Origin of the sequence: Enterobacter cloacae complex sp. P15RS, from assembly GCF_014895905.1 — a bacterium.
GTDB classification, from domain to species: Bacteria; Pseudomonadota; Gammaproteobacteria; order Enterobacterales; family Enterobacteriaceae; genus Enterobacter; species Enterobacter quasihormaechei.
Genome location: NZ_JADBQL010000024.1, coordinates 109908 through 124918 on the forward strand (window position 1 = coordinate 109908; position 15011 = coordinate 124918).

Sequence of the window (15011 nt, forward strand, 5' to 3'; positions counted from 1 at the left end):
CAATCCCAAAATGACTAGCGCATAATCCGGTCGTCAACATAGTTACGTTTGTCCGGCGCTGGCGGGAAGTATTGATACAGCCAGGTCTCGCTGATGGCGTCGCCCTGACAGCGCAGGAACAGGCGCATATCGACCGGCTCGGTAGAGTCAGAGGTTGGATACCAGTCAAACAAGATGCGATACCCGTCGAACGGCTCGACGTAGAGGATCTCCACCTGCTTCGCTTCACCGCTGGACAGCGTGATCACCGGCTCAATGCCCTTCGGTGCGGCGGCCTTCAAATCGCCCCCGACGAAGTCAATGGCAAAGCGACGGGCCCACACTTTCGGGTAATTTTCGCCCGGCGCCCAGCCCTCCGGGAAACCGCCCATACCGGTACGGGTCGCGTAGACGTTTGCCAGCGGCGAACGCACCGGTGGCTGCGCGCTCCAGTAAAGACGGTATTTGAAGTCCAGTTCGTCGCCCGCCTGCACCGGCTTCTCCGGCTGCCAGAAGCAGACCACGTTATCGAGCGTCTCGCCGGTTGTCGGGATCTCCATCAGGGCAATGGAGCCTTTGCCCCAGTTATTGCGCGGCTCGACCCACAGGCTTGGTCGCTTGTTATACCAGCCCATGACGTCCTGATAATGGGAGAAATCACGGTCAAGCTGCAACAAACCAAAACCTTTCGGGTTCTTATCCTGAAACGCGTTAAATTGCAGCTTTTGCGGGTTGTTCAGCGGTCGGCAGATCCACTCCCCGTTGCCGCGCCACATCGCCAGACGGTCTGAGTCGTGGATCTGCGGATGAATGGTGTCGCACATGCGGCGCTCGTTGTTGCCGCAGCTAAACATGCTGGTCATCGGCGCGATGCCGAGCTGCTTGATCGCTTTGCGCGCGTAGAGGTGGTTTTCGACGTCCATGATCACCTGGCTCTTCTCGCAATGGATCACGAACTTATAGGCACCGGTAATGCTCGGGCTGTCCAGCAGCGCATAGACGGTAAAGGTGGTATCACCCGGCTTAACGGTTTCAAACCAGAAGGAGGTGAAGTCCGGGAACTCTTCCGGGGTGTCGGTAAAGGTATCCACCGCCAGGCCACGCGCGGAAAGGCCGTACTGGTAGGTATCATCCACCGCGCGGAAGTAGCTCGCGCCCAGGAACGAAACGATATCGCGTCGCGCCAGCTCGGGGGCTTTAAACACGCGGAATCCGGCAAACCCGAGGTCGCTCTGCCCTTCCAGCTGGCGGGTATCCACGCCCGTATCGCCGTAGCTGAACAGCTCAGGTCGGAAGTGGATCTCGCGCGCCTGAGAGGTGGTTTGATCCAGCGAGAACATGCGCACGCGGCGGCGGAACCCCATCCCCATATGGAAGAACTGGGCGTCCAGCTGACGACCTTCAATGTTATTCCACAGCGACTGCTTCTCATCGTAACGAATGGCGTTGTACGCCTGCGGCGTCATGGTGGCCAGCGTTTCCGGCAGCGGACGCGGCGCGCCGCCCCACGGGGTTTTCGCCAGATCGTGCGCCATGGATTGCAGAACGGAAAAGTCAAAGCGGCGGCTCTGACCGTCGGCAATATCGGAATCAGCAGCATACGCCGCCTGGGAAAACAGAGAAGCAAGGCCTGAAGTGCCGCTCAGGGCAGCCATTGCCAGGGAACCTTTGAGAAAACGTCTGCGATTCATGCCTGAGAAAACGTCCTTATGGTCGTGTGAATGAGTTTCGCGCGCAGCGAAATGACGGCAAGAAAGAACGCACAGCCTAAACAAAAACGGTTAAGAATCCAATTGTTGGCGGGTGATTATCTGAACAAACCAGGAAATATTTTCTGTCGACCAGAACGGCCTGAAAAAGGGGTAAAGTTATGTATAAAATGTCCCGGCTGGACATCGACAGCCGGGACCAACGAGGCGGTTATTTTACGCTGACATCGATACCCGGGAAGTACTTATCAGCCAGTTTAGCGATCGTGCCATCGGCACGTACTTTATCAATGGCGGCATCAAGCTGCTTCTTGGTGGCCTCATCCCCCTTCCGCAGCCCAAAGCCGATACCACTGCCGAGGATCGTGTCGTCTGACACCGGTTTGCCGATAAAGCCAAACCCTTTACCCTGCGGCTTGCTGAGGAAACCCGCCTGCCCGGCCGCTGACATCACCAGCGAGGCGTCGATGCGGCCATTCAGCAAGTCTCCCCACGCCATATTCTGATCTTTATAAGACACCACGGTGACACCGTGCTTTTCCCAGTGCTCTTTGGCGTAGGTTTCCTGAATCGAACCCTGGAGAACGCCGATGGTTTTGCCCTTCAGCCCTTCCGGCGTGGCCTCTACCGCAGAGCCGGCTTTGCCCACCAGCTGGGAGGGAATGCGATAGATGGGCTGAGTAAAGTCAATGCTCTTGCGACGCTGCTCGGTGATGTTCATCGCCGAGTTAATCGCGTCGAACTTTTTCGCCACCAGACCGGGGATCAGCGCATCAAACGAGGTTTCCACCCAGCTGCACTTCAGCGCGGCGGCTTTGCAGATGGCATTTCCCAGCTCTACGTCAAAGCCCTCCAGCTCCCCTGACGCATTGCGGCTTTCAAACGGCGGATATTCCGCCTCCAGACCGTATCGCAACTCGGTGGCGGCGATTGACGAAAATGAACACAGCAGCCCCATGCCGACAACTAACGCGCGTAATTTCATCTTAAACTCCTGAACGTGGTGTGATCCGACACAGGGCCTGGGAACCTGCCCGTAACGTCGCCTCATCTTTCGCAAAAGAGAGACGAATCAGTTTATTGTCCGTGCCATCAGCATAAAACGCAGACAGCGGAATAGTGGCAACCCCGCACTCGACAATCAGCCTTTTCACCATCTCGCTGTCGCGCTCGTCGCTGAAGCCGCTGTAATCAGCCAGCAGGAAAAACGATCCTTTGCTCGGCAGCAGCGTAAACGGCGAGTCGGCCAGCAGGCTTTGCAGCAGATCGCGCTTGCGCTGATAAAACGCCGCCAGCGACAGCCAGGTTTGCGGATCGGCCATATGTTCTGCAAACGCGTACTGCATTGGCGTATCGGCAGAGAACATTAAAAATTGATGGACCTTACATATCTCATCCATCAGCTCCGCGGGTGCCACACAATAACCCACGCGCCAGCCGGTCACGTGATAGGTTTTTCCGAAGGAAGAAATTATCACGCTGCGCTCCGCCAGCTGCGGGTGCGTCGCCATCCCGTGGTGTGGCTCGCCGTCAAAAACGACGTGCTCATACACTTCGTCAGACAAAATGATGATGTCGGTGTGGCGCGTCAGCGCCGCCAGCTGGTGCAGATCGGCGGCCGAAAATACCTGTCCGCTCGGGTTGTGCGGCGTATTAACGATGATCATCCGCGTGCGCGGGGTGATGGCCGCCCGCACGTCGTCCCAGTTTACGGCAAAATCCGGTACCGTCAGCTTAATGGCGATCGGCGTCGCCCCTTGCAGACGGACAATTGGCGCATAGCTGTCAAAGGAGGGTTCGAAATAGATCACCTCATCGCCAGGATGAACCAGCCCGCTGATGGCCGAGTAAAGCCCTTCGCTGGCGCTGGCGGTCACCAGCACCTCACCGGCCGGGTCATAGTGCGTGCCGTAGAGTGTGGCAATTTTGTCCGCGATGCGCGCCTTAAGCGGCTGTAGCCCGGTCATGGACGCGTACTGGTTATGCCCTGCCTCCATGGCGCGGGTCACGCCGGAAATCAGTTTTGGGTCGCAGGAAAAATTCGGCGCACCCTGAGAAAGGTTGATCGCGTTATGCTGGGCAGAAAGCTGGCCGATAACGGTAAAAATGGTGGTTCCCACATCCGGCAATTTGGAGCGTGTCTGCACCGGCGTTTTCAAAGTCATCCTCTGTCCCTTCTCATGGTGAATGCATAACTATTCAAACAACAACTTCGCTGTCGGGACAATCGAATTGTTGTCATAATAGCCATGACAAAAACGCATAGCTAAGGTGAGATATGTCGCGTCGTTCATTTCCGCTTAATGCCGTAGAGACTTTTTTAGTGACCGCGCGTCACCTGAATCTGACCCATGCCGCAAAGGAGCTTTGTCTGACGCAGGGGGCGGTAAGCCGTAAAATCGCCGCGCTGGAAAGCTGGTTCGGCTTCCCGCTGTTCGAACGCCACGCGCGCGGCCTGCGTCTCTCATCACAGGGAAGCGCCCTGCTGCCGGAGCTACAATCTGCGTTTGAGCATCTGCTGAACGTTGCCGAGCAGGCGCGGACGCACCAGACCGTCATCCGCCTGAAAGCGCCAACCTGTGCGATGCGCTGGCTGGTGCCGCGGCTGCTACAGGTGGAGCGTGAACAGCCGGATCTGCAAATTGCACTGACCACCACCACCGATCATAACGTCAATTTCAAAACCGAATCCTATGATGCGGCGATTGTATTCGGGACGCACATGAGCGCCGGCGATCTGCTGTTCGAAGAGGCCTTAACGCCGGTAATGAGCCCGCTGCGGGCCGGTTCTGCGCTGGAAACACTCACTTTCCTGCACCCGACGCGGGACAAAACGGACTGGACGCTGTGGCTGGCGAAACAGCCGCGCCCGACGCCAGCTATGCTCAAAAATCAACACTTCGAAACGATGGATTTGGCTATTACCGCCGCTATTCAGGGGTTGGGCATCGCCATAGCGGATGAAACGCTGGTGGAGGAGGACGTGCGCGCCGGACGCCTGATGCGGCCTTACGATACGAGCATAAGAACCGGGGCGAGCTACCGGCTGGTATTCCGCGACGCACCCGGCCCGGAGAACGGGCTGGATGCGTTTCGCGCCTGTCTGCTCAGTCGAGGCTGACGTGGTGTTTCATCACCCGTTTAAAGAGGCTCATACGGGCACGCATGAAGCGGTTTTCAAGCCGAAAACCTGCATGTTTATTCACACCGATGCGTAACAGCACGTCCCGCCCTTTCCGGCAGGCGGGCCAGCGCGTCGGCCCCGGCAGGCTGTCACGTTTCCCCGCGTCACGAGCGAAGCTCACCCAGTAGTCCGCCACCCGAGCCGCGAAGGTCAGATCGCGTTCGTTCACGTACTGTCGCGAGGGCTCGACCTGCCCGAGGGTATCGAACACGTAAGGCACTTCGTTGCCGTGCCATGCGCCGTTGATGTACGTCGCGTGCTCGGCTTCGGCCACATAATCAAACCAGTATCGCCAGCACAGGCCACCCGCTCGCTGCTGCGCCTGCATCACCACGTAGCCCATGGTGGTAAACGCCATGTCGCGGCACACCTGCCTGCCGAGCTCCTCATCGCCCTTCACGCCCGGATAAAGCAGCTTGATCAGCCCCAGACCAAAGCGCCGCTCGCGGCGGAGCTTCTGGATCTGCCCGGCCAGATCGACGCCGAACACCGACATCACGCTGGCTTCGTCGCTGTTCGACCCAATCATCACCGGCACAGGATGTTGACGGGCCGCGAAGAAGACGTCGAGCATGGCTTCAGGCAAAACGCAGTCGCCCACGATGGGCGCAGGCGCGATATTCAGCGGCGAGGTCAGCGGCCAGAACGCCTCCGGCGGGATCGCGCGAAGCTGTTCTGCGGTGGCATTTTCCAGGCCGAAATGCGCGGCAATCGCTTCGCCTTTACGCATGGCCTGCTCGCGCGGGGTGTCCGGCAGCGTGTACCCGCTTTGCACAATGGCTTTATGGAACAGCCCTCCCGCAAGCGGGGACGCCATCAGCGAGAGTACGCTGCGCGCGCCGGCCGACTCGCCAAATACCGTGACGTTATCGGGATCGCCGCCGAACGCGGCAATATTATCGCGCACCCATTCCAGGGCCTGGATTTGATCGAGCAACGCAAAGTTATGCACTACGCGCTCTTCTTCACCCTCCAGCGCCGGATGGGCAAAAAAACCGAGGTGCCCAAGACGGTAATTTATCGTCACCACCACCGCGCCGCGCTTCGCCAGCGCCCTGCCGTTATACGGAGGCAGACCGCCAGCACCGAGGGTAAATCCCCCGCCGTGCAGCCAGACCATCACCGGAAGCGGCGCGGCGCGCGCGATCGGCGACCAGACGTTAAGGTACAGGCAATCTTCAGAGAACTGACCGGGATCGCCGCCGCCCAGCTCCTGGCAGCTTTCGCCGCTCTGCCAGCTGGAGGCAGAGAACGCCGTCGCCGGGCGCACGCCGTCCCAGCGCGCGGGAGGACGCGGGGAGCGCCAGCGCAGGGAGCCAACCGGCGGGGCCGCATAGGGAATGCCGCACCACACGTGCGTATCGTCTTCAGTAAAACCAATCAGTGCGCCCTGGCGCGTTTCAACCACAGGGGCGGAGGGATTTTCCATAACAACCTTCTTTTTCCATCACACCCCAGCAGAGTAACGGTTTCAGAGCAAACCGCAACGCTGTTTGCTGCGCACTTCCGCCTCGTGGTAAAGGGAAAACTCGTCGTGTACCGCACAGCCGAGCGCGGCTTCAAAGGCCTGGCGGCTGGCATTGCCGTGGCTGCGCGCCTGCGTTTCATTGCCGAGATTTGACTGGAATATCCCCGCCGCGCTGACGGGCAGAAAATCTTCATAGGTGATCGGCTGCGCCACAACCCAGCCGCGCTCGATCAGCGGCTGCGGATCGTCGCCCGGACGAAACGCGTGGCGATGCGCCTCTCCCGTCGGGGTCAGACGGTAGCGGAAATAGGCCAACTCCTGACGACGCAGAAACATTTCGCTATCCGGGAAGGCGCTGAAGATCTCGCGCAGATGAAGCTGGTGGGTCAGGTTGTCTTTGCCGGTCCCGGCCTGGTTTAGCAGGCTGTCGTACAGCTCGCGTCCTTTTGGCGTAAGCGCCACGCCGCGCTGCTCAATTTCACCGAAACGCGCGGTATGGGTGCCCTGGTCTTCTCCCGCGAAAAGCACCGGCTCTTCCAGCGCCTTGAAGCTGGTCTGGCGCAGGAGGATCGGCACCTCGCGACGCGGTGGGCCTTCAATCAGGATTTTAGGCTCAATGCCGTACTTCGGCATCAGCTCCTGCACCCGGTCGATATCCAGCGTGCGCGGCGTAAGATGGTTAATATGGCACCCCGGGAAACAGACCACGTCGGCGATCAGGCGATGTTCGTTGCTCAGCGCCAGATAGGTTTCCCGATCCACCGTCGCATGGCGATGCCAGCGGAAGGTTTCTAAGGCTTCCTGCACAAATTCACGCGCCTGCGCCCCGGTAAAGTGCCCCTGCGCATCATGCAGGTCGATCAGTTCAAGGCAGCGCGGCGTAAAGATATTGCGTCGGGAGAGGATCTCCGCCGCCTTTTCGCGCAGCGCAACGTTTTCAATCAGCTCCAGGCGCAGCAGGGAGGTAAAAATGCGAAACGGATTACGGCAGAGCGCCGCATCGTCCGTGGGACGAAACGCCGTCGAGTGGACGGGCACGCCCGCCTGGGAGAGATCGTAATAGCTGACCGGATGCATGCCCATAATGGCGAAGATCCGGCGCAGGGTGGAAAGCTCCTGCGCGGTGCCAACGCGGATCGCACCGTGACGTTCAACATTCAGGCGCGCCAGTTCGTCTGCGTTTGCCAGTTGTTCGTGTAAAAGGGGGTTATTTTCCAGAACCGCCAGGTTAACGTCCGCCACCAGTTCCAGCAAGGTGCCGTACTGCGGAACTTCCTGCTGGTACATCGCCGACATAGCCTGCGAAAAGTGTTCCCGAATATCATCAGCCGTGATGGTGTTCGCCATGATGTCATGCCTCCAGTGAATACTACCTGGAGTGTAGAGAAGCCCGTTCCTTTCGTTGGGAAGAATTTAGAAATTGTGATCCAGGCAGACGAGTGGTCAAGGCGTGGACGTTTTCGAAAAATAGTTGTAACTCAAACAGATCAAATGTTAAAAATATTTTGCTATCAGGTTATCAAATTCAAACATCTTAACTTGTCACCCGCGTCGCTCTGTTTTTAACATCGCCTATGGAAAAAAATGGTCTGTTCAGTCAGCGCATACGCTTGCGCCATTTGCATACTTTTGTGGCCGTCGCTCAACAGGGAACGCTGGGGCGAGCGGCTGAAACCCTTAACCTCAGTCAGCCTGCACTCTCCAAAACGCTGAACGAACTGGAACAGCTTACCGGAACGCGCCTGTTCGATCGCGGCCGTCTGGGCGCTCAGCTTACCCTGGTGGGTGAACAGTTCCTGACGCACGCCGTTAAAGTTCTTGATGCGCTTAATACCGCTGGTCAGGCGTTAAATCGTAAAGAGGAGCCGGCCAGCGATATCGTGCGCGTGGGCGCGCTGCCGACGGCGGCGCTGGGTATACTGCCTGCGGCGATCGGCCAGTTCCACCGCCAGCAAAAGCACGCCACGCTTCAGGTCGCGACCATGAACAACACCATGCTGCTGGCGGGCCTGAAGTCAGGGGAGCTGGATCTGGGCATTGGTCGAATGTCCGATCCGGAACTGATGAGCGGTCTTAATTACGAACTGTTGTTCCTGGAATCACTGAAGCTGGTGGTGCGTCCGAATCATCCCCTGTTGCAGGATACCGTCACCCTGAGCCGCGTAATGGAGTGGCCGGTGGTGGTTTCACCGAAAGGAACCGTTCCCCGTCAGAATGCGGAAGCATTGCTGCAAATGCAGGGCTGCACGCTGCCGTCAGGATGTATTGAAACGCTTTCTGCGTCGCTTTCGCGCCAGCTGACGGTGGATTATGACTACGTGTGGTTTGTGCCGTCCGGCGCGGTGAAGGACGATCTGCGACGCGGCGTGCTCACGGCGCTGCCGGTCACATCGCCCGGGGCGGGTGAACCGATTGGGATACTTACGCGGATAGATGCTCCGCTCTCTGAAGGCGCCCAGGCGCTGCTCAGCGCCATTCGTAAATCAATGCCTCTCTGACCGTAAACGCAGGACCCGCCGCGAGGGCGGGTCTGTTTTATTCAGAACGTTTCCCAGTGATCACCTGAAACGGCCGCCGCCGGAGTTAAGGGCGCGGGCTTGACTGCGGATGCAGCCGCGGTGGCCCGTCCTGCGCGCGTCCCGTTGAGACGAAACGCACCAACGGCTTGCGTCAGACGTGCGCCCTGCTCTTCCAGCGAGGCCGCCGCCGCCGAGGCTTCTTCCACCAGCGAGGCATTCTGCTGCGTCACTTTATCCATCTCGGAAATCGCCTGGCTCACCTGAACAATACCGCGGCTCTGCTCATCGGACGCCGCCGCAATTTCGAGCATGATATCGGTGACGCGTTTCACCGCCTCGACGATCTCATTCATGGTATTGCCCGCCGCAACCACTTCCCCGGAGCCCTGATCGATAAGCGACACCGATTCATTAATCAGGCTTTCAATCTCTTTTGCCGCGTTCGCGCTGCGGCTTGCCAGCGTGCGGACTTCGCTCGCCACTACCGCAAAGCCGCGCCCCTGTTCACCTGCACGCGCCGCCTCGACCGCCGCGTTGAGCGCCAGAATATTGGTCTGGAACGCGATGCTGTTAATCACGGCGGTAATTTCAGAGATCTTCTTCGAGCTGGTGGAAATATTACCCATGGTTTTCACCACGCCGGAGACCATTTGTCCCCCGCGGCTGGCCTTACCGGAGGCATCTTCCGCCAGCTTACTGGCATGATGCGCGTTATCGGCGTTCTGTTTCACCGTTGCGGTGAGCTGCTCCATGCTGGCCGCCGTCTGTTCAATGGCCGCCGCCTGCTGCTCGGTACGGGATGAAAGATCGGTGTTACCCACAGAAATCTCGCTGGTTCCCCGGTAGATCTCCTCCGCTCCCTGCCGCACGGTGCCCACGGTGGTAACCAGCGCGTGCTGCATCGTTTGCAGATCGCGCGTCAGGCGGCCAATTTCGCTGCGCCCGGTCGGTTCGTCCGGCAGGGTCAAATCACCTTTTGCGATATTTTCGATACGCGCTGCGGCGCGCTGGAGCGGGCTAATCACCGTGCGGCGCAGCACCACGAAGGTGATGACGGCCAGCGCCAGCGCCAGGCCGAAAGCGCCGAACATAAATATCAGCCCCAGCCGGGTGCGGGTGTGAGCCTGCGCCGTTAGCGCGTTCGCGCGTTCGGTGCGGATTTTAATCGCCTTCAGCAGCACTGCGTTATAGGCATCGTCCAGCGGACGCGCGGTCTCATTTTCGTGGTTGATTATGGCTTCAAACATGCCGTTTTTGGCATATTTCAGCATCGGCTGCATGCCGGCAATGTAGGCGTCGTAGCGGGCTTTCAGATCGCCATCCAGCGCTTCATCAGCCGGGGTGCGAACGGAGCGCTTCATATAGGAAGCAAATCCATCCTGCGACTGTTTGAGGCGGGTTTCGGCCTCAGCGATGTTTTGCTTCATCGCCTCCATTTCGGCAATACGGCTCGCGGCCCCCGCGTGGATCATGTTGATACGGGCCGTGCGTAAATGGTTCGAACTGTTTGACAGCCCGGTGCGCACCTGGATTTCCGCCGTGACATCCTGCTGATCGTTATCGGCCTGGAGCAGGAAATACCCTGCCAGACCCGAGCTCAATGCAAACAGGAGAATAATGCCACCGAGAATGGAGGAAAACAGCGGAACCAGCCGGATGTGATGCAAGAAACCAAGCTTATGCTGCGTCTGCATCGATGTTGTGTTGTCCATGACCGTCGACTCTCTTATAGGTAAGATGCGTAAAAACACGCCTGTAAAAGAGTCATCGGCACGGACGGGGATAAAATTACGCCTAAAAGCGCCAGACAGGTCACACTTTAGAAAAGATTGGGGAAGAAATGCCAGCGGCAAAAACCGCTGGCAGAATAATCAGTTGTCGCCGAAATGGATAACGGTACGAATGGATTTTCCTTCGTGCATCAGATCAAAGGCTTCGTTGATCTGATCCAGCGGCAGTCGGTGCGTAATGAACGGGTCGAGTTGAATTTTGCCGACCATCGCATCTTCTACCATGCCAGGCAGCTGAGTACGGCCCTTCACGCCGCCAAATGCCGAACCACGCCATACTCGCCCCGTCACCAGCTGGAACGGACGGGTTTTGATCTCCTGACCCGCGCCGGCCACACCGATAATAATGCTTTCGCCCCAGCCCTTATGGCAGCACTCCAGCGCTGAGCGCATCACGTTGACGTTGCCGATACATTCGAAACTGAAGTCCACGCCGCCGTCGGTCAGCTCAACGATCACGTCCTGAACCGGCTTATCGTAGTCTTTCGGATTGATGAAATCGGTCGCCCCCATTTCACCTGCGAGCGTGAATTTCTCCGGGTTGGTATCCACAGCAATAATACGACCGGCTTTTGCCTGTACCGCGCCCTGGATGACCGCCAGGCCGATCCCGCCCAGGCCGAACACCGCCACGGTGTCGCCCTCTTTCACTTTCGCCGTGTTATGCACCGCACCGATACCGGTCGTTACGCCGCAGCCGAGCAGACAGACTTTATCCAGCGGGGCCTGCGGGTTAACTTTCGCCAGCGAGATCTCGGCGCACACCGTGTATTCGCTGAATGTGCTGGTACCCATGTAGTGATAAACAGGCTCACCGTTGTAGGAGAAACGGGTGGTGCCGTCCGGCATAAGTCCCTTGCCCTGCGTGGCGCGTACGGCCTGACAGAGGTTGGTTTTGCCGGACTTGCAGAACTTACACTCGCCGCACTCTGCGGTGTACAGCGGGATCACGTGGTCGCCGGGCTTCAGGCTGGTGACGCCTTCACCCACTTCCACCACCACACCGCCCCCTTCGTGGCCAAGCACCGCCGGGAATACGCCTTCCGGGTCGTCACCGGACAGGGTAAACGCGTCGGTATGGCAGACGCCGGTGTGGGTAATTTTGATCAGCACTTCGCCTTTCTTCGGCGGAGCAACATCAATTTCAACGATTTTCAGCGGCTGGCCTGGGCCGAACGCGACGGCTGCGCGAGATTTCATGATGTCTTTCCCTTGTTGTGAGGTGTGTGGGTTTATTTTAGATAAGAGCGCAGCAAATGGCCGACTTCCGCCATCCGTACTGCCCGCTGGTCCGGGGTGGTCTCCCCCGTCACCAGCTCATCTTTGAGGTGAATTTCGACCATCTCCCCCATCAGGCCATTGGCAGCACCGCGTACGGCGGCGATTTGCTGCAAAATGGCGAGACAGGGCTCGCCCGACTCCAGCGCGCGCTCAAGGGCATCAACCTGGCCTCGAATGCGGCGGACGCGGGTCAGAATACGTTTTTTATCTTCGGGTGAATGCGGCATACGCCCTCCTGATACTATAGGGGGGTATTGTATCCACTATGGAAAGTTAATGTAAACATGAAGTTTTGTGAGGGTAGCAAGCCGTGAGCGGAAAAGTAATAAGATAATCTCGGACATAAAGGGACTTTTACCTGCCCCAAAAATCATTCTTTTACCTTGCTCTTTCCAGCTTCATTAGCGCCATTTTGCAATTTCCATGAGCGGCGTCATCATTTCACGCGAGCGGATGCGCCAGGACGTAGACGGAAAATAAGCTGAAGAGATTCGAGCTATCATGTCCGCTTTGAGTGAGAAGCGGACATGAAGAGGTTTTTGCAAAAGGACCGGTAGACTACCCGTCCTGCGGAGAGATCACTTCAGTTCCAGCGTGCTTATCACATGGGCAATATCCGCGATGGCGGCAGCTGACAACGGCTGCAAAGGTCGAGGCAGGCAATCTATGTCGGTAAGCCCAAGCACGCCAGCAGCAGCGGCAATAACGCGAATACTGCCGCCATGTTCACGAAACAGCGACCACAACGGCTCAAGGCGGGTTGTCAGGGCCGTAACGCGTTGACGATCGTTGGCCGCCGCGGCTTCAGTGATTTGTTTCGCTATCTCAGGGAAAAGACCGCCACACACCGAATACCACACTTCACAACCGGCGTTAAGTCCCAGTCCCGCATAAGCGTCGCCACTGATACCGATTGTTACGCCAGGGCGCAGATGTTGACGTAACGCCTTTACCCGCTCAGTCGCTGCATCGGGGCTATCCGGTACGCCAGGGATCTTGACCGAGCGAACCCCCTCAAGTGATGAGAGACGACCGTGGAGTTTATCCGTAAAGGTAAAATGCGTCGTGCCCGGGTTATCATAGATACACACCGGTACAGACACGTGCCGGGTAACGGTCTCAAAGAGTGAGAACACTTCTTCGTCACGGAGTGGCTGGTAGCTGACCGCCGGAAGTAATAGTGCATTAGCGCCAGCCGCCTGTGCATCATCTGCCAGATGCAGAATGTCATCGGTACTGACCGCTCCCACACACACCATCACGGGGATGTTCCCCGCATGCTGTTTTGCCAGCGCTGCTACGCGCTTGCGCTGCTCCCGGGTCAGGTAGGCGTAGCTTCCGGTTGAACCCAGGACGCCCATAGAATCAACCCGGGCGTCAGTAAGACGGGAAAGAATATGGCTGAAACCCTTTTCATCCACGCCGCCGTCGGTGACTGGGGTTAATGGAAATGCCGACAAGCCGTTAAACATACATGTTGTTCCTGAATGATATTACTGGTGTTGTTCCTGGATGAGAGCAACGTCGAACCACAAACCGGGCATCATTTTTTCCAGGCCGTCGGTCAGCATTTTTCCGGCTTCGTAAAGCGTCTCCAGCGGCATCTGCGGGAGACTCTCCAGAATGAACCACATATGCTGCGCTTCCACGCCTAAGCGGGTTCTGATCCCCTGTCGCCAGTTCCAGCGACGGCAGGTCACGCCGATATCATCGCACCAGATAACCTCGCCTTGTGAAGCATGTTCAACGAAGGTCTCTCCTTCTTTAACGGTATCAAAAGGCTCTGTTCCTTTTGCCACAGTCAGACGCGGCGCCCCCTGATAGGCAGAGAGATTCTCTCCACCAACCGGAACGGCATAGCGGAGACTTACGGCATTATAAAGATCCACGATAGGATCTAGCGCAGGCATCGTTCCGTCACGCAATACGCGTCTACGTAACGCATCAGCTGAGCAAGGGGTGCGTTTAGGTTTCGCACCGAATTTTTGAAAAACGTCGGCCCATGCGGCCAAATGAGATTCCGCCCATTCAGGCTCACCGGCCAGAACCGCCTCACAGGCGCCTCGTAGCGCCGTTTCTCCAGTGCCGGGATTAAGCACTGGCGCAGCTTCTACGCAGATACTGAGCGCCCGAAAACCGGGAGCAATACGGTAAATTTCAGGGGCAATTGACGGAGATACGGTTAACACGTGATAATCCTGTAATGACCAATTTATTCCATAATAATGACCAATGACCAAAAAAGTCAATTTAATGACCGACGCGAGTTCGATCGCCAGCTCCGTCAACGAAGCCGTATCGCAGCGAATTAAACTATATCGTAAGCACAAGAAAATATCCCTGGATGAACTCTCGCGTCAGGCGGGTGTAAGTAAGGGAGCGTTGGTTGAGATAGAGGGATGTCGGGCAAATCCCAGCATTGCCCTGTTATGTCGCCTGGCTGCCGCGATGGGGGTTTCGGTGGCTGATTTTGTGGATGTCAGTGCCAAACCGACCGTGCATCTCATTGCTGAAGATGAGATCCCTGAATTGTGGAAAGGTGAAAAAGGCGGGAGAGCAAGATTGCTAGCAGGATCGGGTGGCCCTGATATGACCGAGCTCTGGATGTGGGAAATGCAGCCGGGAGAAAAGTTTGCATCACCGGGCCACACGGAAGGAACGTTAGAACTGTTTTATGTTCAGTCAGGCACGCTCACACTCGGCGTACAGGATCACGTGTATCGGGTAAAAACTGGCTGTTCGGCAACCGCCAGAACGGACGTTCCTCATTTTTATGAAAACCGGGAGAAGGAATCATTGGTATTCATCATGACAGTGCATGAGAAAGCATCCTGAGCATTCCCCGATACAGAGGACAGCACTGCGGCTCATCATAAGTAGCCCAGAAGGAAAAAATTCGGTGAAAAATCACCATCTGGTTTTTACTAAAAACAAATAGGCTTCGCCCGTCTGGTCACAGACTATGCCATTTTTCGTTATTTGTGTGACGTCTACGTGCTAAATGATTATCAGAAAAGGGGTCCTGCCTGTTGGCTGAATGAACATTTCGACGTCCGATCCTGACATTCAGCAGACCATCTG

The 15011-nt window shown here is 57.4% G+C and carries 13 protein-coding genes and 1 pseudogene; 4 read left to right on the plus strand and 10 right to left on the minus strand.

The window, feature by feature from the left end; translation table 11 throughout:
* Positions 1-14: 14 nt before the first annotated feature.
* The 3 genes from IM267_RS15305 to IM267_RS15315 form a co-directional block, all read right to left on the minus strand.
* A complete protein-coding gene (locus tag IM267_RS15305) occupies positions 15-1670 on the minus strand; it encodes a glucan biosynthesis protein D (RefSeq protein WP_063866746.1) in 1656 nt (551 codons plus the stop codon).
* 229 nt (positions 1671-1899) lie between these two features.
* Positions 1900-2673: an ABC transporter substrate-binding protein gene (locus tag IM267_RS15310; RefSeq protein ID WP_107535328.1), complete on the minus strand. Its 774-nt coding sequence runs from the start codon at positions 2671-2673 to the stop codon at positions 1900-1902.
* Between the two features lies 1 nt (position 2674).
* Positions 2675-3853: a pyridoxal phosphate-dependent aminotransferase gene (locus IM267_RS15315; RefSeq protein WP_193033750.1), complete on the minus strand. Its 1179-nt coding sequence runs from the start codon at positions 3851-3853 to the stop codon at positions 2675-2677.
* A gap of 113 nt (positions 3854-3966) precedes the next feature.
* Between IM267_RS15315 and IM267_RS15320 the strand changes: the two genes are divergently transcribed.
* The gene (locus IM267_RS15320) at positions 3967-4809 is read left to right on the plus strand and encodes a LysR family transcriptional regulator (protein WP_063866749.1); all 843 of its coding nucleotides are present in this window, start codon (positions 3967-3969) and stop codon (positions 4807-4809) included.
* Here the strand turns inward: IM267_RS15320 and IM267_RS15325 are convergent.
* Both IM267_RS15325 and IM267_RS15330 read right to left on the minus strand, forming a co-directional pair.
* Complete coding sequence (locus IM267_RS15325; RefSeq protein WP_063451365.1) at positions 4796-6301, minus strand: carboxylesterase/lipase family protein; 1506 nt, start codon at positions 6299-6301, stop codon at positions 4796-4798. The two genes, IM267_RS15320 and IM267_RS15325, sit on opposite strands and share 14 nt — an antisense overlap.
* 42 nt (positions 6302-6343) lie before the next feature.
* Entirely contained in the window at positions 6344-7687 is a 1344-nt protein-coding gene (locus tag IM267_RS15330) for a VOC family protein (protein WP_193033751.1), read from the minus strand.
* A 227-nt stretch (positions 7688-7914) separates the two neighbouring features.
* Here IM267_RS15330 and IM267_RS15335 point away from each other — a divergent pair, with 227 nt between their 5' ends.
* The gene (locus tag IM267_RS15335; RefSeq protein ID WP_107535324.1) at positions 7915-8838 is read left to right on the plus strand and encodes a LysR substrate-binding domain-containing protein; all 924 of its coding nucleotides are present in this window, start codon (positions 7915-7917) and stop codon (positions 8836-8838) included.
* A gap of 41 nt (positions 8839-8879) precedes the next feature.
* Here the strand turns inward: IM267_RS15335 and IM267_RS15340 are convergent, their stop codons facing one another.
* The 5 genes from IM267_RS15340 to IM267_RS15360 all read right to left on the minus strand — a co-directional run bounded on the left by IM267_RS15340 (position 8880) and on the right by IM267_RS15360 (position 14119).
* The gene (locus tag IM267_RS15340) at positions 8880-10571 is read right to left on the minus strand and encodes a methyl-accepting chemotaxis protein (RefSeq protein WP_193033752.1); all 1692 of its coding nucleotides are present in this window, start codon (positions 10569-10571) and stop codon (positions 8880-8882) included.
* Positions 10572-10730: 159 nt separating this feature from the next.
* Positions 10731-11849 carry an S-(hydroxymethyl)glutathione dehydrogenase/class III alcohol dehydrogenase gene (locus tag IM267_RS15345; RefSeq protein ID WP_063866753.1) on the minus strand — a complete coding sequence of 373 codons (1119 nt, stop codon included), beginning with the start codon at positions 11847-11849 and terminating at the stop codon, positions 10731-10733.
* A 32-nt stretch (positions 11850-11881) separates the two neighbouring features.
* Positions 11882-12157, minus strand: a complete 276-nt coding sequence (locus tag IM267_RS15350) for a metal/formaldehyde-sensitive transcriptional repressor (protein ID WP_063451370.1) — start codon at positions 12155-12157, stop codon at positions 11882-11884.
* Positions 12158-12508: 351 nt separating this feature from the next.
* Positions 12509-13402 carry a dihydrodipicolinate synthase family protein gene (locus IM267_RS15355; protein ID WP_193033753.1) on the minus strand — a complete coding sequence of 298 codons (894 nt, stop codon included), beginning with the start codon at positions 13400-13402 and terminating at the stop codon, positions 12509-12511.
* Positions 13403-13423: 21 nt separating this feature from the next.
* Complete coding sequence (locus IM267_RS15360; RefSeq protein WP_102751226.1) at positions 13424-14119, minus strand: B3/4 domain-containing protein; 696 nt, start codon at positions 14117-14119, stop codon at positions 13424-13426.
* Positions 14120-14162: 43 nt separating this feature from the next.
* On the opposite strand from IM267_RS15360, the gene IM267_RS15365 reads away from it, so the two are divergent.
* Together IM267_RS15365 and IM267_RS21315 are read left to right on the plus strand one after the other, a co-directional pair.
* Entirely contained in the window at positions 14163-14765 is a 603-nt protein-coding gene (locus IM267_RS15365; protein WP_193033754.1) for an XRE family transcriptional regulator, read from the plus strand.
* Positions 14766-14858: 93 nt separating this feature from the next.
* A pseudogene (locus IM267_RS21315) lies at positions 14859-14972 on the plus strand (N-acetyltransferase); the annotation flags it as partial.
* Between the last annotated feature and the right edge of the window lie 39 nt (positions 14973-15011).